Here is a 23,720-nt window from a genome sequence, read left to right on the forward strand (position 1 = left end):
CGAGTGACGGTGTGCCCAGCCCGAGGGTGATCGGGGGCCGCCGTTCGCTGTCCCATAGAATTCAGCAGCTGCTAAACCCATGTGTGCGCTCGCGTGCACCGGACCAGTCCCAGCGGACGCCGAGGAGTTATGTCCGAAGCCAACGACAAGCAGGACCCCCAGGCGGGAACGCTCGCGCCGGAAACGTTGACGGCCGCCGTCAAACAGGCCGAGACCGATTTCGCGGCCGCGGCGGATCTCGACGCGCTGGCCGCGGTCAAGCCCGCCCACCTCGGGGACCAGTCTCCGCTGCTGCTCGCCCGCCGCGAGATCGGCGCCCTGCCGAAGCAGGAGAAGGCCGAGGCCGGCAAGCGGGTCAACGAAGCGCGTCAGGGCATCCAGGCCGCCTTCGACGCCCGCCGTGCCGTGCTCCAAGCGGAACGCGACGAAAAGGTGCTCCGAGAGGAGGCCGTCGACGTCACGCTCCCGTGGGACCGCGTCCCCCGTGGCGCCCGGCACCCGATCGCGACCCTGTCGGATCGGATCGCCGACGCGTTCATCGCGATGGGCTACGAGATCGCCGAAGGCCCGGAGCTCGAAGCCGAATGGTTCAACTTCGACGCGCTGAACTTCGGCAAGGACCACCCCGCGCGCCAGCTGCAGGACACGTTCTACCTCGGCGAGGAGGACTCCGGCCTGGTGCTGCGGACGCACACCTCGCCGGTGCAGGCCCGCACGCTGCTGCACCGTGACCTGCCCGTGTACGTCGTCTGCCCCGGCCGCACCTACCGGACCGACGAGCTGGACGCCACGCACACCCCGGTGTTCTCCCAGGTCGAAGGCCTCGCGGTGGACAAGGGCCTGACGATGGCGCACCTCAAGGGCACCCTCGACGCCTTCGCCCGCGCGATGTTCGGCGGTACCTCGAAGACCCGTCTGCGCCCGCACTTCTTCCCGTTCACCGAACCGTCGGCCGAGGTCGACGTCTGGTTCGAGGAGAAAAAGGGCGGACCCGGCTGGGTCGAGTGGGGTGGCTGCGGCATGGTCAATCCCAACGTCCTGCGTGCCTGCGGCGTCGACCCCGAGGTCTACTCGGGCTTCGCCTTCGGCATGGGTATCGAGCGCACCCTGCAGTTCCGCAACGGAATCCCGGACATGCGCGACATGGTGGAGGGCGACATCAGGTTCACCCTGCCCTTCGGAACGGAGGCCTGAGTGAAGGTCCCAGCCAGCTGGCTGACCGAACACCTCGACGTCGACGAGGAGGTCACGGCCCAGGATCTGGCCGACGCCTTCGTGCGCATCGGCATCGAGGTCGACGACGTCCGGAAGCTCGAACCGGTCACCGGCCCGCTCGTGGTCGGCCGTGTCGCCGAGATCGAGGAGCTCACCGAGTTCAAGAAGCCGGTCCGGTTCTGCCGGGTCGACGTCGGCGAATCGGATGACGGCACCGACAAGCCCGACGAGAACCTCGACGAAGACGAGGACGACGACGAAGGGCCTTTCGAGGACAACGGCCCCACGGGGATCAAGACCCGCGGGATCATCTGCGGTGCCTCGAACTTCGCCGAGGGCGACCTGGTCGTCGTCGCGCTGCCCGGCACCGTGCTGCCCGGCGGTTTCGAGATCGGTTCGCGCAAGACCTACGGCCGCCTCAGCGACGGCATGATCTGCTCCGCGAGCGAACTCGGCATCGGTGACGACCACTCCGGCATCCTGGTACTGCCGCCGAGCACGGCCAGCCCCGGCGAGGACGCGAACAAGCTGCTCGGCCTCGAAGACACCGTCCTCGAGGTGACGCCGACCCCGGACCGCGGGTACACCCTGTCGGTCCGCGGCCTGGCCCGCGAGCTGTCCAACGCGCTCGACGTCCCGTTCGGCGACCCGGCGTCCATCGAGGTCCCCGAGGCCGAGAGCGACGTCTGGCCGGTGCACCTCGAGGACACCGAGGGCTGCAAGCGGTTCGTGCTGCGCCGGGTCAAGAACCTCGACGCGACCGCGCCGACGCCGTGGTGGATGCGCCGCCGCCTGATGCTGGCGGGGATCCGCTCGATCTCGCTCGCGGTCGACGTGACCAACTACGTCATGCTCGAACTCGGGCATCCGCTGCACGCCTTCGCGACCGGTTCGGTCAAGGGCGATCTGGTGGTGCGCAAGGCGAAGCCGGGCGAGAAACTGACCACTTTGGACGATGTCGAGCGCACGCTCGACGCGGACGACGTGGTGATCGCCGACGACAGCGGCGTCATCTCGCTGGCGGGCACGATGGGTGGCGCGTCGACCGAGATCACGCCGGAGAGCACCGACGTGCTGCTCGAAGCGGCGCACTGGGATCCGTCGTCGATCAGCCGGACGGCCCGCCGTCACAAGCTGTTCTCCGAGGCGGCCAAACGGTTCGAGCGCTACACCGACCCGCAGCTGTGCGCGGTGGCCGTCGAGCTCGCCGCGCGCCTGCTGCGTCAGTACGGCGAGGGTTCGATCCTGCCCGGCCGCACCGACGAGGGCGGCGTGGAGCCGAACCCGCCGGTGACCATGCCGATCAGCCTCCCCGACCAGGTGGCCGGGGTGCGGTACGAGCGCGGTGTCACGGTCAAGCGGCTCTCGCAGATCGGCTGCAAGGTCAACGTGGGCACCTCCGAGGACGGCACCGCGCTGGTGACCGCCGTCCCGCCGAGCTGGCGCGGTGACCTGGTGCAGCCCGCCGACCTGGTCGAGGAGGTGCTCCGGCTGGAGGGCTACGACAGCATCCCGTCGGTGCTGCCCGAAGCCCCGGCCGGCCGCGGTCTCACCGACACGCAGCGTCGCCGTCGATCGGTCGCGCGTGCGCTGGCGGAGAACGGCTACGTCGAGGTGCTGCCCTTCCCGTTCATCTCGGACTCGGTCTGGGACGCGTTCGGGCTGCCCGAGGACGACGTCCGCCGCAGCACCGTGAAGGTCCGCAACCCGCTGGAGGCGGACAAGGACCGGATGGCGAGCACCTTGCTGCCGGGGCTGCTGGAGATCCTGCAGCGCAACATTTCCCGTGGTTTCAAGGATGTCTCGCTGTTCCACATCGGACAGGTGGTGCTGCCCGGGCCGAACCCGATCCCGATGCCTTCGCTCGGGGTGGACCGGCGCCCGACCGACGAGGAGCTCGCGGTGCTGGAGGCGGCGGTCCCGCCGCAGCCGCAGCACGTCGCCGTCGTGCTCGCGGGCCAGCGTGCCCGGGCCGGCTGGTGGGGTGCGGGCGAGCAGGCGAACTGGGCCGACGCGGTGCAGGCCGCGCGGCTGGTGGCGCAGGCCGCCGGTGCCGAGCTGACCACGGCCGCCGCCGACCAGCCGCCGTGGCACCCCGGCCGCTGCGCGCAGCTGCGCGTGGGGCAGTGGCCCGTCGGCTACGCGGGTGAGCTGCACCCGAAGGTCGTCGAGGCGCTCGGGTTGCCGCCGCGCACCGTCGCGATGGAACTCGACCTGGACGCGATCCCGATCCCGGACGGCCGTCCGGCGCCGCGGATCTCGGCGTACCCGCCGGTGCTGCTCGACGTCGCCCTCGTCGCCGAGGCGAGCGTCCCGTCGGCAGACCTCGCCGAGGCGCTGCGCGAAGGCGCGGGCGAACTGCTCGAGGACATCACGCTGTTCGACTCGTATCAGGGTGAGCAGCTGGGCGAGGGCAAGCGTTCGGTGGCGTACAAACTGCGGTTCCGCGCCGCGGATCGCACGCTGACCGTCGACGAGGCCACCAAGGCCCGTGACGCCGCCGTCGCGGTCGCCGGCGAGCGCTTCGGCGCGAGCCTGCGGGCCTGACCCGAAAGCCCCGTGAAGGCCCCCTTCCCTCGACTCAGCCGAGGGAAGGGGGCCTTCACGCGCTTTAGGTGTGGCAAAGTGAGGACCTGTGTCACGTCCAGACGGTCGGTCCAGTATCCAAGACATCGCCCGCGCCCGCCTGAGCGACGGTTTCGTCGGCAGGGTCGGGGAACGCGAGGACTTCCGGGTCAACCTGGGGCTGCCCGGGAGCGACCGCCGCCGGCGGTATCTGTATTCGGTGCACGGTCTCGCCGGAGTGGGCAAGTCCTTCCTGCTCGACCAGCTTCGCGGTATCGCCGAGGAAACCCGCGCCGTCGTCGGGTTCGCGGACGACCGGCAGCAGGATCTGCCCGCGACACTGGTCAAACTGGCGAAGGACCTCGCTCGCGGCGGGCACGAGATGCGCCGGTTCGAGAAGCGTTACGAGTCCTACCTCAAGGCGCGGGAAAGGCTCCACAACGATCCGCAGGCTCCGGCGGCGGGCCGTGAGCTCGTGACGAAGACCGTGGTCAAGGCCGGTCTCGGCGTGGCGAAGACTCTGCCCGGCGGCAGCATCGCCGCCGACGCGATCGACGCGGACGCGACGGCGAAACAGCTGGAGCAGTTGCAGGTCTACCTCGCGGCGAAGTTCAAGCGGAAGGCCGATGTCCAGCTCCTCCTGGAACCGGCGGAGGAGCTGACCAAACCGTTCGTCGAAGATCTCTGGCGTATTCCGGAAACCCGGCAGATCGCGCTGTTCTTCGACACCTTCGAGCGGACCTCGCCGGTACTGGAGACCTGGCTGCTCGACCTGTTCGGCGGACTGTACGGCGATCTCCCGCAGAACCTGGTGCTCACCGTCGCGGGCCAGTTCCCGCTGGACGAGGCGAAATGGAACCGGCACGCGCCGCTGGTGCGCGAGATCGAACTCCGGCCGTTCACCGAGCCGGAGGCGCGTCGCCTGCTCGCCGAGCACGGCATCACCGACGAAAAGGTCGTCGAGATCGTGCTGCGGCTGACCGACGGCCTGCCCGTCCTGGTCGCCATGCTGGCCCGTGGGAACCCCGCCGAAGCGGACGCCGTCGGCGATCCCAGCGACGACGCGGTCAAGCGGTTCCTGCACTGGGTTCCCGAAAAGGCCAGGAAGGACATCGCCGCCACGGCGTCGTTGCCCCGGTTCTTGGACGAGGACGTCCTCGGCGTGCTGACCGGCAAGGAAAGCGCGGGGGAGATCTTCCGCTGGCTGCGGGAACTGCCGTTCGTCGGGCGGCGTGAGCTCCCGGTGCGCTATCACCCGGTGGTCCGCGGCCCGATGGTGCGCATGGAACGCGGCCGTTCGCCCGCCGAGTTCGCCGAACGTCATCTCAGGCTCGGCGAGTACTACGAAGGCCGGTGCACCGAACTCGGCTTCAGCCGCCACCGTGACGCGTGGAACGACGAGCGCTGGCAGAAGCGGAAGCTCGAACAGACCTACCACCGGCTCTGCGGTGACCCGGCCGAGGCGCTGCCGGAGGCGTTGCTCGGCGCCGCCGAGATGATCACCACCGGCACCGCTTCCGCCCGCGTTTGGGCGCGCATGATGGAACAGGCGGGTGCCGACGCGGACGCGCCCGCGGTACTGGGCTGGGGACAGTGCCTGGCCGCCGCGGTCGGCGAAGGTGAGATCCCGGTGCTCGATCTGCTCGCCGGTGCGGGCGAACTCGACGCCGCCCGGCTTTCCACGGTGCTCCGGCGTCGCGCCTGGGCTTACGAAGGGCAAGATGACGTCCCCGCGGCGAAGCGGGACTTCGACCGGGCCGTCGATTTGAATCCCGCCGATCCCTACGCGTGGAGCGATCGGGGCAACCTGTTCCACAACGAGGGCGACTGGGAACGGGCACTCTCGGATCTGGACCGGGCGATCGAACTCGACCCCACCTACGCCTACTCGTGGCGTGGGCGCGGTTCGGCCAAGGCCGAGCTCGGCGACCTCGATGGTGCGATGGCCGACCTCGACGAGGCCGTTCGCCTTCAACCCGATCATCGGTGGGCGTACACCATCCGGAGCAAGGTGCACTTCAAGCGCGGCGATGTCCGGAAGGCGATCGACGAGATCGACATCGCGATCCGGCTCGATCCCGACTACGCCTGGGCCGTCCACTACCGGGCGACGCTGTTCGCGGAGCTCGGAGACAAGGAAGAGGCGCTCGCCGGCCACCGCGCTGCCGTCGCCCTTCGCCCGAAGGACGTGTTCTACCTGACCGAGCTCGCGTCGTTCCTCGAGCAGACCGGAGACGGGGACGCCGCGTCGGAGACCTTCGAGGCGATCGTCGCGGCGGATCCGGGAAGCGCGAGGTCCCACGCGATCCGGGCGGCGTTCCATCTCCGCGGCGAGCGCCACCGGCTCGCCGTCGACGGCTTCACCGCGGCACTCCGGCTGGACCCGGATTACGAGTGGGCGTATTACATGCGCGGCCAGGCGCACGACGGCCTGGACGATCGCGTGGCAGCGCTCGCCGACTACGAGCGTGCCATCGAACTGGCCCCAGAAGACGCCGAGAATCACCTCCAGCGGGGGAGCAGGCTCTGCCAACTGGAGAAGTACGGCGAAGCGGTGGAATCCTTGAGCCGCGCGATCGAACTCGATCCCGGCAACGAGTGGGCGTACACCTGGCGTGCGATGGCGCGCCAGCGGTCGGGTGACTATCAGGCCGCCCTCACCGACATCGACGCCGCGGTCGCGGCGAATCCGGAAATGGCCTTCTTCCACACCACCCGGGGAGACATCCTCAGAGGTCTCGACCGGCACGACGAAGCCCGCGCCGCGTTGGACGAGGGGGTCCGGCTCGGGCAGGACGGCGGATACGCCTTCTACCGGCGTGCCCGCCACCGGCTGATCCTCGAGGATTTCGCGGGCGCATTGTCCGATGTGGACAGCGCGCTGGCCGCCGGCCAGGGCGAGAGCCGCGCCTTGCGCGCGGAGATCCTCCGTCAGTCGGGCGAGTACGGCGAAGCCGTCCGGGAGTTGCGCGAACTGGTCGTCTCGGAGCCCGAGGACACCGACCACCGCGAGAACCTGGGGGAGGCCTTGCTGTTCGCCAGGGAGACGGCCGAGGCGATGCAGATCCTGCGTCCACTCGCGCCCGAGTCAGTGTGGGCTCGCGATCTCCTCGCGATCGCCTTGCTGCAGAGCGGAAGAACCGAGGAAGCTCACCAGTCCCTCGCCGCCGGCCTCGACGAAGCAGTCACGCGGACCGCGGCAGGCGACCTGGACTGGGAAGACGAGGTGCAGCCGCTCTTCTATCTCCTCGCCCTCGGACGTCACGCCGACGCGACACGCGAGCTCAGGGCCTTGCTGGAGAAGGATCCGCCCTGCGAGACGCGACTCATCCTGCTCCGTGACCTGAAAGACCTCCGAGAGCTGTTGCCCGAATTCGGCGGAGTGATCGAGGACCTCATCGCCCGCATCCCCCGGCCGGTGCTCACTCGCCCAGGTGCTTGAGCGCCTCCTTCCTGGACAGCGGCGACAGTGCCGGATGCGCGGTGACGAAGGCGCGCACCCAGTCCGGCTCGGTCTTCGCGTACTCGCGCAGGGCCCAGCCGATCCCTTTGCGCAGGAAGAAGTCCTTGTCGTCGATGTTGGCTTCGACCGCGCGGGTGAGCAGGTCGGTGTCCGTTCCGCCCTTGGCGCCGATCTGGCAGATGACCGACGTACGGCGACGCCACCGGTCCTCGTCGTAGGCCCAGGTCAGCATTCGCGTGGTCACCGTCTCCGGCTCCGCCCGCAGGATCGGCCCGATCCGGCGGATCGCGACTTCGTCCACATAGTCCCACCAAGCACCCGTCACGATCATCTCCTCGTACAGGCCGAGCAGATCGCCGTCCTGCCAGCGGGCGTAGGCGCGGTGGCCGGACAGCGCGATCGCCGCATAGCGCTCTTCACGGAATTCCGCTTCACGCCACAAGGTGAGAACCGCCGTCGAGAAACTCACTCGATCGGGTAGCGGGTGTTCGGCGTAAACCCGCTTCACCAAGGCCGCCCGAGGCGGGGACGCCACACCGAGGAACGGCATCTCCGACTTCATGTACGCCTGCATCGACGGAGCCTTTTCCGGATCGGCCAGCCCGGCCAAACCGTTGCGAACCGCCGAAACCAGGCTTTTCACCTCGTCCACGCGTTCTCCTTTCCCCAGTGGGCGCCGCGAGCGTACGACAGGGGACCGACAAGACGGATTTGCCCGGATCGAACCGCGTTCTCGGACCGGATACCGACTAAAGAGGGATGGCGGTCAACGTGTCGGTCAGCGAGATTGAAGCCGGTTCTCGGTAGCTTCGGCACGACCGGGTCGAACGCGGACGAAAAGGAACACAGTGAAGAAATTCGTTGCCGCCCTGGCGGTCGCGGGGATCGGCGTCGGAACCATGGCGCTCGCTCCCTCCGCCACGGCCGCCTCGGCGTCGGACTTCGATCCGAAGCCCATCTCCTGGGGAGCCTGTACTCGCCCGAGCCTGGTCAAGGCCGGCGCGGAATGCGGTTTCCTCGAGGTTCCGCTGGATTACGCGAAGCCCGGCGGGGAGAAGATCTCGATCGCCGTCTCGCGCGTGAAGCACAAGGCCGCCAAGTCGCAGGGGGTCATGCTGGTCAACCCGGGCGGACCCGGCGGCTCCGGCCTCGGCCTCTCGACCCTCGGCAGGGCCATCCCCAAGAAGGCCGGCGAGGAGTACGACTGGATCGGCTTCGACCCGCGCGGCGTCGGGGAGAGCAAGCCGTCCCTGACCTGCGACGGGAACTACGCCTCCTACAACCGCCCGCAGTACGTGCCGACCACGCGCGCCATCGAGACGGCGTGGCGCGAGAAGGCGAAGGGCTACGCGAAGGCGTGCGCCAAGAACGGCGCGATCCTCGACCACATCAAGACCATCGATGTGGCGAAGGACGTCGACAACCTGCGCAAGGCGCTGGGCGAGAAGCAGATCAACTACTACGGCTTCTCCTACGGCACCTACCTCGGACAGGTCTACAGCACGCTGTTCCCGCAGAACGTGCGGCGGATGGTGTTCGACGGCACCGTCGACCCCCGCGACGTCTGGTACAAGGCGAACCTGAACCAGGACATCGCCTTCGACAAGAACATCAAGACCTACTTCGGCTGGATCGCGAAGTACGACGACGTCTACCACCTCGGCAAGACCGCGGCCGCGGTCGAGAAGCTGTGGTACGCCGAGCAGAAGAAGCTGTACGACAAGCCCGCGGGCGGCGTCATCGGCGGGTCCGAGTGGACGGACATCTTCCTGCAGGCGGGCTACTACGTGTTCGGCTGGGAAGACATCGCGAACGCGTTCGCCGGCTGGGTGCACAAGGGTGACTGGCAGACCTTGAAGGGCCTGTACGACGACTCCAACCCGCCGGGCCAGGACAACGGCTACGCGGTGTACGCGGCCGTCCAGTGCACCGACGTGGCGTGGCCGCAGAGCTGGCCCCGCTGGAAGTTCGACAACTGGGTCACGCACTTCCGGGCCCCGTTCGAAACCTGGGGCAACGCCTGGTTCAACGCGCCGTGCCTCGACTGGCCCGCCAAGCCGGGCAAGCCGGTGGAGATCGACGGGAGCAAGGTCCCCGGCATCCTGCTGGTCAGCGAGGAGAACGACGCCGCGACGCCGTACCCCGGCAGCATCGAGGTCCGCAAGCGCTACCCGAACTCCAGCCTGATCAGCGCTCCGGGCGGCACGACGCACTCGGGCTCGTTGTCCGGTGTGTCCTGCGTGGACGACAAGATCGCGGACTACCTGCTGACCGGAAAGCTGCCGGTGCGCAAGCCGGGCAGCGGTTCGGACGTGCAGTGCGGCCCGGTCCCGGCGCCGGTTCCCGCCGGTGCGTCCGCGACCGCCAAGTCCGACGTGCCGTCCTCGGTCACCGAAGTGAAGAAGGAGGCGCTGGCTCAGGCGCTGCCTTTCTGAGACCTTTCGCTGGAGAAACGCCCCGGTCCGGGTTTTCCGGACCGGGGCGTTTTTCTCTCTGACGCTCCTCGACATGGTTGCGAAAGCCACTTTCGCAACCTTCAACGTTGCGAAAGTGGCTTTCGCAACGTGCGGCGGCGGTCGTGGATGGTTTGCCCGGCCTGCCGAGGGCGAGGTGGCCGTCGAGGGCCTTGGTGGTCAGGCCCCCAATGTCGCATTGGGGACGTTCAGCAGTGGCTCGTCATCCGCATGCTGTGGATGCGGTCGAAGAACGCGGCGTCGAACGACCCCTCGGCGAACCACCAGTGCCACACGTTCTTGACAGTGCCTTTGACGAACTTGGTGTCACCGCCGTGATGGATGGGCCCGAGGACGATGCCGTTGCTGTCCAAGGTGTTCACCCACATCAGCCACGCGTCGTTGCTGTCGCTGCTGACGATCGTCGCTTCGAACGAAGCGCTGCCATTGCGCCTGAGCGTCCATTTCGCGTTGTCCATCGTGCAGTCGCCCGCCTGGATGCGGCCCCAGGTGAACCAGCAGTAATCCGATCCGGTGCAGGTGGCCTGCGCGGTGGTGGACGCCGTCGTCCCGGCCGAGGCGGGCGTGGCGAAGACGGTACCGATCGTGAGCACGAGCATTGTCACGAAAAGCGACATCCGACGTGCTGTGGTTTTCATGTTTCCTCCCCGAAAATCGTCGATCCGTTCCGGTCTGTGCGCAAAGCTAACTCGCGGGCGACCGGGGTCTGGATCACTTAGGTGCGGCGACTGGGGTGGCCGATAGTGCGTGACCGGCACCCTCTCCTCCCTGAATGCGATGAAAGTTCCGGTCACGCACCGAATCTCCTCGCCGCGCCGCGAAACTGTCGGGCCCGCCCCTTACCGTCCCCGGCATGACCATCGTCGAAGAGCACCGGACCGAGATCCGCGTGCAGGACACCGTTTATCGCATCGAGGTCGCCGCCCGTGAGGGTGGCGGCGCGGCCGGGGAAGACCGCTGGGTGACCGTCATGGTCGGCGGAGCCGGACCGCAGGAGGAGCCTGTCGCCGAAGGCAGGCTCGATATGGACGCCGAAGCCGTACCGGCCTTGGCGACCGTCCTTTCCGACACCCTCCTGGCGTTCGCCGGGCAGGGCACGGGCAGAAACGGCCGCCGAAGATCGGCGGACCGCCCCGCCCAGCAGGGCTCGCCGTGGTCCGACGAGCTGGATGCGGAACTGGAAAGCCGTTGGCTGGCCGGGGAAAGCGTCGAGGAGATCGCACGGCGGTTCGAGCGGACACCGGGCGGGATCCGGGCCCGGTTGCCCAGGGTCGGCTGCGATCCCGAGCGCCGGGGCGCGTACCTCCCGATCCCGCCGAGCAGACGAGAGGCAGGTGAACTCGGCTGAACCGAGGCGGTCGCGAGGGCGGGCAAGTCCTCGCGACCGCCGTCAGTCCACTGTGGACTTCGTTCCGCGCCGGGCCCTGGCCGCCATCTCCTTGAGGTGAGCGATCAGTTCCGGCGGCTCGTGCACGGTGAATTCGCAGCCGAGCCCGAGGACGCGGAACGCGAGCCAGTCCAGGGTGTCCGTGCTCGCGTGGAAAACGCAGCTCTCGTCGTCGGCCGGTTCCAGTTCGCCGGATCCTTCGCCGAGCGCGGGGGAGACCTGGCCGATCGGAGCGTGCAGGGTCACGCGTGCGCTGTAGGTGGGAAGGAGGCTGTACATCCTGTCGGTGACATAGGCCGCCACGTCCTTCGCGGGTGGCTGTCTCGGCGTCGCCCGGCCGCCGGTCGCCCGCGGTTCCGAGATCCGGTCCGCGCGGAAGATCCGCCAGTCGTTCCGGTCGAGGTCGTAGCCGAGCAGGTACCACCGGCGTCCGGCGGAGACGAGCCGGTGCGGTTCCACGTGCCGCCGGGACTCGGCCCCGTCGCCGGTGCGGTAGGTGAAGCGCGTCCGTTCGGTGTTGGCGATCGCGCCGGCGAAGACCGTGAGGTGCTCCGGGTCCACCGCGGCTCCGGTGCCCGGGATCGGCACGGTCGCGGCGCCCAGCGCGCTGACGCGGTACCGGAGCCGTGACGGCAGCACCTGCTCGAGCTTGGCCAGCGCTCGCACCGAAGACTCCTCGATCCCCGAGATCGCCTGCCCGGCGGCGCCACGGAGACCGACCGCGATCGCGACGGCCTCCTCGTCGTCGAGCAGCAGGGGCGGCATCGCCATGCCGGCGCCCAGCCGGTAGCCGCCTTCGGAACCTCGTGACGCTTCGACGGGGTAACCGAGCTCACGCAAGCGGTCGATGTCGCGCCGGATGGTCCGGGGGCTGACCTCCAGCCGCTCGGCGAGCTCGCTGCCAGGCCACTCACGAGGGGTTTGCAGGAGTGACAGCAGGCTCAGCAGCCGGGCGGGCGTGTCGGTCATGCGCTCAAGGATGCCCGTATGAAGACCCGAATCGGGTGAGCCACACGACTTTGTTTGATTGAACTTGCATGGGAGTGCATAATCATGCGTATGACGGTGAAGATCGCGGTGGCCGGAGCCAGCGGGTACGCGGGAGGCGAACTCCTGCGCCTGCTGCTGACCCATCCCGAAGTCCAGATCGGCGCGCTCACCGCGGCCAGCTCCGCGGGGACGCCGCTCGTCCAGCACCAGCCGCACCTCGCGCCACTGGCCGACCGTGTCCTGCTGGAGACGACCCAGGAGACCCTTGCCGGGCACGACGTCGTCTTCCTCGCCCTGCCGCATGGCCACTCCGGCGCCATCGCCGCCCAGCTGGGCCCGGACGTCCTTGTGGTCGACCTCGGCGCGGACCACCGCCTCGCGGACGCGGCTGACTGGCAGCGCTGGTACGGCGGTGACCACGCGGGGCAATGGCCGTACGGGCTCCCCGAACTCCCCGGCGCCCGCGAACGTCTCGCCGGTACCAAGCGCATCGCGGTCCCCGGCTGTTTCCCGACCGGCGGTTCGATCGCCCTCGCCCCGGCGCTCGCCGCAGGCCTGGTCGAGCCGGAGGTCAACGTCGTGGCCGTCACCGGCACTTCGGGCGCGGGTAAGAGCCTGAAGCCGAACCTTCTCGGTTCCGAGGTGATGGGTTCGGCTACCGCGTACGGCGTCGGCGGTGCCCACCGCCACACCCCCGAGTTCGCGCAGAACCTTTCCTCGGTGTCGGGTGAGCGGGTCAAGGTCTCGTTCACCCCCGTGCTTGCCCCGATGCCGCGCGGGATCCTCACCACCGCGAGCGCTCCGCTGAAGACCGACCTCGACGCCGACGCCGCCCGCGAGGTCTACGAAAAGGCATACGCCACCGAGCCGTTCGTCCAGCTGTTGCCCGCGGGCCAGTGGCCGTCCTCGGCTTCGGTCGTCGGCTCGAACAACGTCCAGCTGCAGGTCACCGTCGACGCCGACACCCGGCGCCTGATCGTGGTCGCGGCCATCGACAACCTGACCAAGGGCACCGCCGGAGGTGCCGTCCAGTCGATGAACATCGCACTGGGCCTCCCGGAAACCACCGGACTACCGACCGTAGGAGTCGCTCCGTGACCGTCACCCAGCCGAAGGGATTCCGTGCCGCGGGCGTCGCCGCCGGGATCAAGGCCGAGGGCAAGCTCGATCTCACGCTCGTCGTCAACGACGGGCCGCTTCAGGTCGCGGCCGGTGTGTTCACGCGCAACGTGATCAAGGCCGCGCCCGTGCTGTGGTCGCAAGAGGTGCTCAAGCAGCAGCGGCTCAAGGCCGTCGTCCTCAACTCCGGCGGCGCGAACGCCGCCACCGGCCCCGGCGGTTTCCAGGACACCCACAAGACCGCGGAGAAGGTCGCCGAACTCCTCGAAGCAGGCGCGATCGAGGTCGCGGTCTGCTCGACCGGCCTGATCGGCGAACGGCTGCCGATGGACGCGCTGCTTTCCGGCGTGGACACCGCCTTCGCCGGCCTCGGCACCGGCTCCGACGCCGATCTCGCCGCCGCCACCGCGGTCATGACCACCGACACCAAGCCGAAGCAGGCTGCCGCGAAGCACGACAGCGGCTGGAGCGTCGGTGGATTCGCCAAGGGCGCGGGCATGCTCGCCCCGAACCTCGCGACGATGCTCTCCGTCCTCACCACCGACGCGGTCGTCACGCCGGAAGTCCTGGACAAGGCCCTGCGCGCCGCCACCGGCGTGACCTTCGACCGGCTCGACGTCGACGGCGGGACTTCCACCAACGACACGGTGCTCGTCCTCGCGTCCGGTGCCAGCGGGGTCGAGCCGACCGAGGCCGAACTGACCGAACTCCTGACCACGGTCAGCCTCGACCTCGTCCTGCAGCTGCGCGCGGACTCCGAAGGCGCGACCAAGTACGTCGACGTCACGGTCACCGGTGCGGCGACCGAGGCCGACGCCATCGCCGTCGGCCGGACCATCGCCGAGGACAACTTGGTCAAGACCGCCCTGTTCGGTTCGGATCCGAACTGGGGCCGCATCGCCATGGCGCTGGGCCGCGTGCCGGCGAAGATCGACCCGGAGAAGGTCGCCATCGCGATCAATGGGGTCACCCTGTTCGCCAAGGGCACCACCGCGGCGGACCGCTCCGAGGCTGATCTCTCGGGCCGGGACATCCAGATCGTCGTCGACCTCGGTCTCGGCGAAGGCGGGGCGACGATCTACACGACCGACCTCTCGCACGCGTACGTCGAAGAGAACAGCGCGTACTCGTCATGAGCCCTTCCGAATCCACCGTCCCCGCGGACGAGCGGCTCGCGACCGCCGCCGAGAAGGCGTCGATCCTCATCGAAGCCCTGCCCTGGCTGCAGCGTTTCCACGGCGCCACCGTCGTGGTCAAGTACGGCGGCAACGCCATGATCGACGAGAGCCTCAAACAGGCCTTCGCCGAGGACATGGTCTTCCTGCGCATGGCCGGGCTGCGGCCGGTGGTGGTGCACGGCGGCGGCCCGCAGATCACCGCGATGCTCAACCGGCTGGGCGTCGAGGGCGAGTTCAAGGGCGGCCTGCGCGTCACCACCCCCGAGACGATGGACATCGTCCGCATGGTGCTGACCGGTCAGGTAAGCCGGGAACTGGTCGGCCTGATCAACGCGCACGGCCCGTACGCGGTGGGCATCTCCGGCGAGGACGCGCGGCTGTTCACCGCCGAGCGCAAACAGGCCACTGTGGACGGTGTTCCGGTCGACATCGGGCTCGTCGGCGAGGTCTCCGAGGTCAACCCGGACGCGGTGCTCGACATCGTCAACGCGGGCCGGATCCCGGTGGTGTCCACCGTGGCCCCGGACGTCGACGGTGTCGTGCACAACATCAACGCCGACACCGCCGCCGGCGCGCTGGCCGCGGCGCTCGGCGCGGAGAAACTCGTCGTGCTCACCGACGTCGAAGGCCTGTACGCCAACTGGCCGGACCGCGGTTCGCTGGTCGACCGGATCCGCGTGGACCGCCTCGAAACCCTGCTGCCCGGTCTCGCCAGCGGCATGATCCCGAAGATGGAGGCCTGCGTGCGGGCCATCCGCGGCGGCGTCCGCCGGGCGCACGTGATCGACGGCCGCATCGCCCATTCGGTGTTGCTGGAGGTCTTCACCTCTCGTGGCATCGGTACCATGGTCTTCCCCGAAACGGAGCTTCCGTGACCACGTACAAGTCCAATGTAGACGGTCAGGAGCACTGGAAGTCGTCCCTCATGGACAACTACGGCACCCCAGCGCTGACCCTGGTCCGCGGTGAAGGCGCGAAGGTCTGGGACGCCGACGGCAAACCGTACGTCGACCTGCTGGGCGGGATCGCGGTGAACGCGCTCGGCCACGCGCATCCCGCCGTGGTCGCCGCGGTCACCGAACAGGTCGCGAAACTCGGGCACACCTCGAACCTCTACGTGAACCCGGTCGCCGTCGAACTGGCCGAAACCCTCCTGGACGTCGCCGGCCTGTCCGGCAACGCGAAGGTGCTGTTCGTCAACTCCGGCGCGGAGGCCAACGAAGCCGCGCTGAAGATCAGCAGGCTCACCGGCCGGACCAAGATCGTCGCCTGCGAGGGCGCCTTCCACGGGCGTACCATGGGCGCGCTCTCGCTGACCGGTCAGCCGTCGAAGCGGGACGCGTTCGCGCCGCTGGTCCCGGGCGTCACCCACGTTCCCTACGGTGATGTCGCCGCGCTTCGCGCCGCGGTGGACACCGAAACGGCGGCGGTGTTCCTCGAGCCGATCCTCGGGGAGGCAGGAGTCGTCCCGGCGCCGGACGGCTATCTCCAGGCCGCGCGGGAGATCACCAAGGCGACGGGGACACTGCTGGTCCTCGACGAGGTACAGACCGGCATCGGCCGCACCGGCGCGTGGTTCGCCTTCCAGCACACCGGCATCGTCCCGGACGTCATCACGCTGGCGAAGGGCCTCGGCGGCGGGCTGCCGATCGGCGCGGTCATCGGCGTCGGCGAGGCAGGGGAGCTGATGAAGCCGGGCCAGCACGGGACCACCTTCGGCGGCAATCCGATCTGCTGCGCCGCCGGGCTCGCCGTGCTCAAGACCATCACCAAGGACAACCTGAACGACCACGTTTCCGCGCTGGGCAAGGACATCGCCTCCCGGGTGGAGGAGCTCGGTCACCCGCTGGTGTCCGGGGTCCGCGGTGCGGGGCTGCTGCTCGGCATCGCGTTGCGCGAACCGGTCTCGGCGGCGGTCGCCAAGGCCGCGCAGGACGCGGGATACCTGGTCAACCCGATCGCACCCGACACCATCCGGCTGGCACCGCCACTGATCCTGAGCGCCGAAGAGGCCACGGGATTCCTCGAAGCCCTTCCCGGGGCGCTCGATTCCACCACCACCTAGGACAGAGACGAAACGCATGCTCCGCAACTTCCTCCGTGACGACGATCTCAGCCCCGCCGAACAGGCCGAGATCCTCGACCTCGCCGACCAGCTGAAGGCCGAGCCGCTGAGCTCCCGCGCGCTGGAGGGCAAGTCCGTCGCGGCGATCTTCGAGAAGAACTCCACCCGGACCCGGTTCTCCTTCGAGGTGGGCATCGCCCAGCTTGGCGGGAACCCGGTCATCGTCGACGGCCGCTCCATGCAGCTCGGCCGCGAAGAGACCATCGAGGACACCTCGCGGGTGCTTTCGCGGTATCTGGACGCGATCGTCTGGCGGACCTTCGCCCAGAAGCGCATCGACGCGATGGCGTCGGCGGCGAGCATCCCGGTGATCAACGCGCTCACCGACGAGTTCCACCCGTGCCAGGTGCTCACCGACCTGATGACCATCCGCGAGCGCAAGGGCAAGCTCGCCGGGCTCACCCTGGTGTACCTCGGCGACGGCGCCAACAACATGGCGCATTCGCTGCTGCTGGGCGGGACCACGGCCGGGATGCACGTCCGCGTCGTCTCGCCGGAGGGCTTCCAGCCGGATCAGCAGGTCATGCTCGACGCGAAGCACCGCTCGACGGAGACCGGTGGCAGCACCACGGTCTTCACCGATCCGTACGCGGCCGTCGAAGGCGCGGACGTCGTCGTCACCGACACCTGGACCTCCATGGGCCAGGAGAACGACGGCCTCGACCGCGTCGGCCCATTCCGTGAACTGCAGGTCAACGCCGCGCTGATGCGCCGCGCCGCGGACGAGGCGATCGTGCTGCACTGCCTGCCCGCGCACCGCGGCTGGGAGATCACCGACGAGGTCATCGACGGACCGGCCAGCGCGGTCTGGGACGAGGCCGAGAACCGGCTTCACGCGCAAAAGGCGCTGCTGGTGTGGCTGCTCGACGAGAAGCGACGATGACCGGCAGCCGAGTCACCCGGCAGGCCCGGATCACCGAACTCGTGTCCACGATGGCCATCCGCAGCCAGACCGAGCTCGCGAAGCTCTTGGCGGCGGAAGGTATCGACGTCACGCAGGCGACGCTTTCGCGGGACCTCGACGAACTGGGCGCGGTGAAGCTCCGAGGTGCCGATTCCGGCGCGCCGGTGTATGTCATACCGGAGGACGGCAGCCCGGTACGCGGGGTGCAGGGCGGCACGTCCCGGCTTTCGCGGTTGCTCGCCGAACTGCTCGTTTCGGCGGACTCGTCCGGGAACCTGACGGTGCTGCGTACCCCGCCGGGCGCGGCGCAGTTCCTGGCCAGCGCCATCGACAGGGCGGCGCTGGAAGAGGTCGTCGGCTCGATCGCCGGCGACGACACGGTCGCGGTGATCGCGAGGGAACCGTTGTCCGGCAAAGACCTGGCCGAGCGCTTCATGGCGCTGGCCCGACGGTCGTCCACAGTGGACGGCGGTGAGGAGACCGAAGGTGACGCCTGACGGGTTCGCCTTCCCGGATGACCCGGAGAAGCTGGTCATCACCTTCGACGAAGGTGTGCCGGTGGCCATCGACGGGGAGACCGTGACACTGCTGGAAGCCTTCCAGCAGCTGAACCGCCGTGTCGGCGCCTTCGGGCTCAAAGGACGCGAGATCTACGAGGGACCGGCCGCGCTCGCGCTGGTCACCGCGCACGAGGAACTGCAAAAAGTCAGTACCGGGCGGGTGTCCGGCGAGGTGCGGCTGATCCTGCACCGCGGCAACGCGGTCGTGAACTCCGCGCGCGACGAGCGCGCGCTGTACGACTTCACCACAGGCGCTACCTTCGACCGGTCAGTCGCCTGAAGAGAACCAAGGAATTCGAGGAGTGTCGTGAGCGGGAATGAGCAGCCGGTGCAGCTGTGGGGTGGCCGGTTCGCCAGCGGGCCGGCGGAGGCGATGGCGGCGCTGAGCGCGTCGACCCATTTCGACTGGCGGCTGGCGCCGTACGACATCGCCGGGTCGCGGGCCCACGCGCGAGTGCTGCGGAAAGCGGGGCTGCTCACCGAGGACGAGCTGACCGGCATGCTCGCCGCGCTGGACACCCTCGCGCAGGACGTCGAGTCGGGCGCGTTCACCCCGACCGTCGCCGACGAGGACGTCCACACCGCGCTCGAACGCGGCCTGCTGGAGCGGGCGGGCACCGAACTCGGCGGCAAGCTGCGGGCGGGCCGTTCGCGCAACGACCAGGTCGCGACGCTGTTCAGGATGTGGCTGCGCGACGCCGCCCGTCGCGTGGTCGCGGGCACCCTCGGTGTCGTGGACGCGCTGGTTTCGCAGGCGAAGCGGCACCCGGACGCGATCCTTCCCGGCCGCACCCACCTACAGCACGCCCAGCCTGTCCTGCTGGCGCACCACCTGCTGGCACACGGCCAGTCGCTGCTGCGCGACGTCACCCGGCTGCGTGACTGGGATGCTCGCACCGCCGAGTCGCCCTATGGCTCCGGCGCGCTCGCGGGATCCTCGCTCGGTCTCGACCCGGAGGCCGTCGCCGAGGAGCTGGGCTTCGACACCAGCGTCGAGAACTCCATCGACGGCACCGCCTCGCGGGATTTCGTCGCCGAGTTCGCCTTCGACGTCGCGATGCTCGCGGTCAACCTGTCCAGGATCGCCGAAGAGGTGATCATCTGGAACACCGCCGAATTCGGCTACGTCACCCTCGACGACGCCTGGGCGACCGGCAGCTCGATCATGCCGCAGAAGAAGAACCCCGATGTCGCCGAGCTGACCCGCGGCAAGGCCGGACGGCTCATCGGCAACCTGACCGGTCTGCTCGCGACGCTCAAGGCGCAGCCGCTCGCGTACAACCGCGACCTGCAGGAGGACAAAGAGCCGGTCTTCGACTCCGTCGAGCAGCTGGAGCTGCTGTTCCCGGCGATCGCGGGCATGCTCGAGACGCTGACCTTCCACACCGACCGGCTCGCCGAACTGGCGCCCGCCGGTTTCACCCTCGCCACGGACATCGCCGAATGGCTGGTGCGCCAGGGCGTTCCGTTCCGTGTCGCGCACGAAGCGGCGGGGGAGAGCGTCCGCGTCGCCGAAGCCCGCGGTGTCGGCCTGGACGAACTGACCGACGAAGAGTTCGAGAAGATCAACCCGGCCTTGACGCCCGCCGTGCGCGAGGTGCTGACCGTCGAGGGCTCGGTGAGTTCGCGCAACGCCCGCGGCGGTACCGCTCCGGAGCGGGTCGCCGAGCAGCGGGACCGGCTGGTCGCACGGGTCGCCGAACACCGCGCCTGGCTCGGCTGAGAAGTACTCGAAGGCTCCTTCCTTGCATCAGGCGCAAGGAAGGAGCCTTCATGTACTTCAAGATCGCTTCGCGGTCTTCCGGAGCTTCGCACGCACCGCGCGAGTGGCGACCGGGCCGAGCCCCTCGAAGACGTCGACCAGGACGGCAAGCTGCTCCAACGCCGCCAGTGCCTGTTCGCTGCCCTCGGGGTTCACCGACTCGAACAACGTCAGGCCGAGGAAACCGGCGGAGACCGCGTGGGCGAGCCCCTCGGTCTCCGCGAACTCCAGCACCGGCGAATCGGCCAGCACACGGTCGAGGGTGGCCCGGACTTCGCGCACCCAGTTGTCCAGCGCCTGCCGCGTCGCCTCGGCCAGCCGTCCGCCGCCCTGCGCGCCGGCGAGCGCCTGGGCGAGGACCGTCATATTCCCCTCGGCGCGTTCCTCCGCGTGGATGACCCGGCCCAGGTCGAGCAGTTCGCCGAGCGTGGTGACTTCGGCGAACCGGTCGCGGAAGTGGGCGACACGGCTCTCCGTCGCCGTCACGCAGGCCTGCGCGATCAATTCCTCGACACTGCCGAAGTGGTAGAAGATCAGCGCCTGATTGGTGCCCGCCGCCGCGGCGACGGTCCTGGCCGAAACGGCGGTGATCCCGCTGGTGCGGATCGTCTCCAGCGCGCCGTCGATCAACCGCTGTTTCGTGCTGGGCCCGTTCATCAGTCCAGGACCTTCTCACGCAGTGGCTTCACCGCGCCGCTCACCCCCGGCCGCAGGTCGACGAACCGAGCCTCGAAAGCGCCCCGGTAACCGAACAACGGCCCGAACCGCCGGTTCGTCACCCGGATCTCGATGCGGAAGAGTCCGCTCTCGTCGTCGAACCACTCGTCGACCTCGGCCACACCGACGAAGGAGCGCGGCACCACACACCGAAGCGGGCCTTCGCGGAGCCGGAACTCCTCCGACCGGATGCGGAAGCCACCGTCCGGTCGCACCGTCAGGTCGAGATCGACGGCGAGGTGCTGATGCGTCCCCAGGTAGTCGACGATCTTTCCGCGCTCGGTGCTGTAGATCATCTGCGCGTCGAACCGGCGTCGCCGTTCCGGTAGTTCGAAGGTGCGGACGAACGACACCGTCTCCCTGCCGAGCGAGTCGACGTACGGATAGTTCTCGATGGTGAAGGGGACGTTGCGGCCCCGTTCCGGGAACAGGATGTGCCTCGACGCGCCGAGCCGCAGGAACGGCGTCGTGAACGCGGCGCCGCGCCAGATCTCGTCCATCACGCCCACGCCGATCATCCCGACGCCGTTCTCCGTGCTCAGCGAGAGCCGTTCACGCATCCGCGGGTGCAAGGACGCGAAGTCGTCACCCAGCGCTTCTCGGAAGATCATGCCTGCTCCAGGGTGTCGAGGTTGCGGGGCGCGACGCCGTCCTTGCCCGGTCGCGGGCTCCGGCGGCAGCGCCCGGCCGAGGGCGAGAGCAACGGGAGCTCTTCCGGTGGTGCGCCCGTCTCGAGCCACAGGCGGAGCCTGTCGAACGACCAGGCCGTCATCCAGCCGAAGAGTGGCCGGAACAGCAGATCGGCGAACCGGCCGAAGACACCCCATCGAGTGATGTAGTCGAACCCGGTGACGAACCGGACGCCGCCGTCGACCGGGGTGTAGCGCCAGTAACCCGAACCGGACTTGATGAGCGACAGCGGATCCGCGGAGGCGAATCGCAGCGCGGACGTCCGGCCGCCGTCCGGCCGGGTGCTCTCCCCGGCGTGTGTTCCGGTCCCGCTGACGACGAGCCCCAGGAACTCGGTCGTGTACCGGAACAGTCCAGGCGAACCCACGACCGGCTCGATCTGCGAGAAGCGGAGATCCCACCGTTCGTGCAGACGCGGGTCCTGCGTGTACCGCCACAGCGTGTCGAGGTCGGTGCGGATCACCGTTTCGACGTAAAGCGCTCTTCGACTCATGGAGCCCCCTCGTTTTGAGCGACCGCTCAAATCACTGTAGAGCATGGTTGAGCGATCGCTCAATACCCGCCCCGTTAAGGTCGACCAGGGAGAATGCGACTTAAGGGGAGTGCGGCACATGAAGACCGGCAGGCAGTTCACTCGGCGCGAGCTGGCGCTGGATCCGGTGGAACTGTCCACACTCCTGCTCGGTGCGGTGATCGAAGCGACCGGTCCCGACGGCACGGTCGCCGTCCGCCTGGTGGAGGTCGAGGCCTATCGAGGGCTCGACGACCCCGCGTCGCACTGCTATCGCGGCAAGACGCCGCGCAACGCGGTCATGTGGGGACCGGCGGGGCACCTGTACGTGTACTTCGTCTACGGCATGCACTTCTGCGCGAACGTCGTCGGCACGGAAGACGGGCAGCCGGGCGCCGTGCTGCTGCGTGCCGGGGAGGTGGTGACCGGCGCGGACATCGCCAGGGCGCGCAGGCCGTCGGCACGGGGCAACGGCGAGCTCGCCAAGGGCCCGGCCATCCTCACCTCGGTGCTCGGCATCGACCGGGCCGAGAACGGCGTCGACCTGACCGACCCGGCATCACCCGTCCGGTTGTTCAGGGGCGAACGCGTTCCCCAAGCGGACATCCGTACCGGGCCACGTGTCGGTGTCGCGATGGCGATGGACACGCCGTGGCGGTTCTGGATCGACGGATCGCCCGCGGTCTCCACCTACCGCCGCGGCGGCAAGCGACGGGCGGCCGCCCCCGGCCGATAGTCGGTTGACCTGGTACGGGAGGATCTACAGGCGTGAGCGAGCACATCCTTGACGAGTTGACCTGGCGCGGCCTGATCGCGCAATCCACCGACATCGACGCACTGCGGCGAGACCTCGACCAAGGACCCCTCACGCTCTATTGCGGATTCGACCCGACCGCGCCCAGCCTGCACGCCGGCAACCTGGTCCCGCTGCTGATGCTCTCCCGCTTCCAGCGGGCCGGTCACCGGCCGATCGTGCTGGCGGGCGTCGCGACCGGGATGATCGGCGACCCGCGCGACACCGGTGAGCGCACGCTCAACACGCTGGACACCGTCGCCGAGTGGGCGGGCCGGATCCGCGGGCAGCTGGAGCGCTTCGTCGACTTCGACGACTCGCCGACCGGCGCGGTCATCGAGAACAACCTGAACTGGACCGGCAAGCAGACCGTGGTCGAGTTCCTGCGCGACGTCGGCAAGCACTTCCCGGTCAACATGATGCTGAACCGCGAGACGGTGAAGCGCCGCCTCGAGGCCGACGGCATGTCCTACACCGAGTTCAGCTACCTGCTGCTTCAGTCGCAGGACTACCTGCACCTGTACCGCGAATACGGCTGCAAGCTGCAGATCGGCGGCTCGGACCAGTGGGGCAACCTCGTCGGCGGTGTCGACCTGATCCGCCGGACCGATGGCGGCCACACCCACGCGCTGACCGCGCCGCTGGTCACCGACACCGAAGGGCGCAAGTTCGGCAAGTCCACCGGTGGCGGGAGCGTCTGGCTCGACCCGGAGATGACCTCGCCGTACGCGTGGTTCCAGTACTTCGTGAACGTCGCCGACGCCGACGTCATCCGCTACCTGCGGATGTTCTCCTTCCTCGGGCAGGAGGAGATCGCGGCACTGGCCGAGGACACCGAGCAGCGTCCCCACCTGCGGTCCGCGCAGCGAAAGCTGGCGGAGGACTTCACGACCCTGGTGCACGGCGAAGAGGCGACCCGCCAGGTCATCGCCGCGAGCCAGGCGCTGTTCGGCAGGGGAGAGCTGCGTGAGCTCGACTCGGCGACCCTCGACGCCGCCATGGCCGAGGTCCCCAACGGCAAGGTCGACCCGAACGGCGAGTCGACCATCGTCGACCTGCTCATCGCCGCCGGGCTCGTCGACAGCAAGGGCGCCGCGCGCCGCACCGTCAAGGAAGGCGGCGCGTACGTCAACAACACCAAGATCGCCGACGAGGAGTGGAAGCCGTCCGCGGACGACGCTCTGCACGGCCGCTGGCTCGTGGTCCGCAAGGGCAAGCGCAACGTCGCCGGCGTGCGCGTCGGGGGCTGATCGCGGCCCAGGCCCGA

General features: G+C 69.0%; 21 protein-coding genes. 15 read left to right on the forward strand and 6 right to left on the reverse strand.

The features are described 5' to 3' along the window. Window positions 1-129: 129 nt before the first annotated feature. The 3 genes from pheS (at window position 130) to BLW75_RS41340 (ending at window position 7,222) form a co-directional block, all read left to right on the forward strand. The gene (pheS, locus tag BLW75_RS41330) at window positions 130-1,194 is read left to right on the forward strand and encodes a phenylalanine--tRNA ligase subunit alpha (RefSeq protein WP_034321604.1); all 1,065 of its coding nucleotides are present in this window, start codon (window positions 130-132) and stop codon (window positions 1,192-1,194) included. Beyond that, window positions 1,195-3,762 carry a phenylalanine--tRNA ligase subunit beta gene (gene pheT, locus BLW75_RS41335; RefSeq protein ID WP_034321608.1) on the forward strand — a complete coding sequence of 856 codons (2,568 nt, stop codon included), beginning with the start codon at window positions 1,195-1,197 and terminating at the stop codon, window positions 3,760-3,762. It begins immediately after the preceding gene. A gap of 88 nt (window positions 3,763-3,850) precedes the next feature. Continuing rightward, window positions 3,851-7,222, forward strand: a complete 3,372-nt coding sequence (locus BLW75_RS41340; protein WP_034321612.1) for a tetratricopeptide repeat protein — start codon at window positions 3,851-3,853, stop codon at window positions 7,220-7,222. Here the strand turns inward: BLW75_RS41340 and BLW75_RS41345 are convergent. Further along, a complete protein-coding gene (locus BLW75_RS41345; RefSeq protein ID WP_034321615.1) occupies window positions 7,203-7,895 on the reverse strand; it encodes a DNA alkylation repair protein in 693 nt (230 codons plus the stop codon). The genes BLW75_RS41340 and BLW75_RS41345 overlap by 20 nt on opposite strands. 196 nt (window positions 7,896-8,091) lie before the next feature. Here BLW75_RS41345 and BLW75_RS41350 point away from each other — a divergent pair, with 196 nt between their 5' ends. Then, window positions 8,092-9,678, forward strand: a complete 1,587-nt coding sequence (locus BLW75_RS41350) for an alpha/beta hydrolase (protein ID WP_034321619.1) — start codon at window positions 8,092-8,094, stop codon at window positions 9,676-9,678. A 227-nt stretch (window positions 9,679-9,905) separates the two neighbouring features. On the opposite strand, the gene BLW75_RS41355 is transcribed toward BLW75_RS41350, so the two are convergent. Continuing rightward, entirely contained in the window at window positions 9,906-10,355 is a 450-nt protein-coding gene (locus tag BLW75_RS41355; RefSeq protein WP_143055434.1) for a DUF6294 family protein, read from the reverse strand. A gap of 215 nt (window positions 10,356-10,570) precedes the next feature. On the opposite strand from BLW75_RS41355, the gene BLW75_RS41360 reads away from it, so the two are divergent. Beyond that, window positions 10,571-11,065 (forward strand): hypothetical protein, encoded by a 495-nt coding sequence (locus tag BLW75_RS41360; protein WP_034321624.1) that lies wholly within the window; start codon window positions 10,571-10,573, stop codon window positions 11,063-11,065. Window positions 11,066-11,107: 42 nt separating this feature from the next. Here BLW75_RS41360 and BLW75_RS41365 read toward each other — a convergent pair whose 3' ends face one another. Next, entirely contained in the window at window positions 11,108-12,073 is a 966-nt protein-coding gene (locus BLW75_RS41365; protein ID WP_034321627.1) for a helix-turn-helix transcriptional regulator, read from the reverse strand. 90 nt (window positions 12,074-12,163) lie between these two features. Between BLW75_RS41365 and argC the strand changes: the two genes are divergently transcribed. Genes argC through argH form a run of 8 tightly spaced genes read left to right on the forward strand, consistent with a single transcriptional unit; the run spans window position 12,164 to window position 19,703 of the window. Beyond that, complete coding sequence (gene argC / locus BLW75_RS41370) at window positions 12,164-13,192, forward strand: N-acetyl-gamma-glutamyl-phosphate reductase (RefSeq protein WP_034321631.1); 1,029 nt, start codon at window positions 12,164-12,166, stop codon at window positions 13,190-13,192. Continuing rightward, window positions 13,189-14,349: a bifunctional glutamate N-acetyltransferase/amino-acid acetyltransferase ArgJ gene (argJ, locus tag BLW75_RS41375; protein ID WP_034321634.1), complete on the forward strand. Its 1,161-nt coding sequence runs from the start codon at window positions 13,189-13,191 to the stop codon at window positions 14,347-14,349. Before argC ends, argJ begins: the two co-directional genes overlap by 4 nt. Further along, window positions 14,346-15,266, forward strand: a complete 921-nt coding sequence (argB, locus tag BLW75_RS41380; protein ID WP_034321637.1) for an acetylglutamate kinase — start codon at window positions 14,346-14,348, stop codon at window positions 15,264-15,266. The genes argJ and argB overlap by 4 nt, the downstream gene beginning before the upstream one ends. Further along, a complete protein-coding gene (locus tag BLW75_RS41385; RefSeq protein ID WP_034321641.1) occupies window positions 15,263-16,456 on the forward strand; it encodes an acetylornithine transaminase in 1,194 nt (397 codons plus the stop codon). The genes argB and BLW75_RS41385 overlap by 4 nt, the downstream gene beginning before the upstream one ends. Before the next feature lie 16 nt (window positions 16,457-16,472). After that, window positions 16,473-17,399, forward strand: coding sequence for an ornithine carbamoyltransferase (argF, locus tag BLW75_RS41390; RefSeq protein ID WP_034321644.1), 927 nt, complete (start codon window positions 16,473-16,475; stop codon window positions 17,397-17,399). Beyond that, the gene (locus tag BLW75_RS41395) at window positions 17,396-17,917 is read left to right on the forward strand and encodes an arginine repressor (protein WP_034321647.1); all 522 of its coding nucleotides are present in this window, start codon (window positions 17,396-17,398) and stop codon (window positions 17,915-17,917) included. Before argF ends, BLW75_RS41395 begins: the two co-directional genes overlap by 4 nt. After that, window positions 17,907-18,260 (forward strand): adenine nucleotide alpha hydrolase family protein, encoded by a 354-nt coding sequence (locus tag BLW75_RS41400; RefSeq protein ID WP_034321650.1) that lies wholly within the window; start codon window positions 17,907-17,909, stop codon window positions 18,258-18,260. The genes BLW75_RS41395 and BLW75_RS41400 overlap by 11 nt, the downstream gene beginning before the upstream one ends. Window positions 18,261-18,287: 27 nt before the next feature. Further along, complete coding sequence (gene argH, locus BLW75_RS41405) at window positions 18,288-19,703, forward strand: argininosuccinate lyase (RefSeq protein WP_034321653.1); 1,416 nt, start codon at window positions 18,288-18,290, stop codon at window positions 19,701-19,703. A 57-nt stretch (window positions 19,704-19,760) separates the two neighbouring features. Here the strand turns inward: argH and BLW75_RS41410 are convergent, their stop codons facing one another. Genes BLW75_RS41410 through BLW75_RS41420 form a run of 3 tightly spaced genes read right to left on the reverse strand, consistent with a single transcriptional unit; the run spans window position 19,761 to window position 21,642 of the window. Beyond that, window positions 19,761-20,399, reverse strand: a complete 639-nt coding sequence (locus BLW75_RS41410) for a TetR/AcrR family transcriptional regulator (protein ID WP_034321655.1) — start codon at window positions 20,397-20,399, stop codon at window positions 19,761-19,763. Further along, window positions 20,399-21,070 (reverse strand): DUF4166 domain-containing protein, encoded by a 672-nt coding sequence (locus BLW75_RS41415; RefSeq protein WP_034321658.1) that lies wholly within the window; start codon window positions 21,068-21,070, stop codon window positions 20,399-20,401. Before BLW75_RS41415 ends, BLW75_RS41410 begins: the two co-directional genes overlap by 1 nt. Then, the gene (locus BLW75_RS41420) at window positions 21,067-21,642 is read right to left on the reverse strand and encodes an SRPBCC family protein (RefSeq protein WP_034321660.1); all 576 of its coding nucleotides are present in this window, start codon (window positions 21,640-21,642) and stop codon (window positions 21,067-21,069) included. The genes BLW75_RS41415 and BLW75_RS41420 overlap by 4 nt, the downstream gene beginning before the upstream one ends. Window positions 21,643-21,760: 118 nt before the next feature. Between BLW75_RS41420 and BLW75_RS41425 the strand changes: the two genes are divergently transcribed. Beyond that, window positions 21,761-22,396: a DNA-3-methyladenine glycosylase gene (locus tag BLW75_RS41425; protein WP_034321663.1), complete on the forward strand. Its 636-nt coding sequence runs from the start codon at window positions 21,761-21,763 to the stop codon at window positions 22,394-22,396. A gap of 32 nt (window positions 22,397-22,428) precedes the next feature. Next, window positions 22,429-23,703, forward strand: coding sequence for a tyrosine--tRNA ligase (tyrS, locus tag BLW75_RS41430; protein ID WP_034321665.1), 1,275 nt, complete (start codon window positions 22,429-22,431; stop codon window positions 23,701-23,703). The last annotated feature ends 17 nt before the right edge of the window (window positions 23,704-23,720 follow it).

This window comes from Amycolatopsis lurida, assembly GCF_900105055.1.
GTDB classification, from domain to species: Bacteria; Actinomycetota; Actinomycetes; order Mycobacteriales; family Pseudonocardiaceae; genus Amycolatopsis; species Amycolatopsis lurida.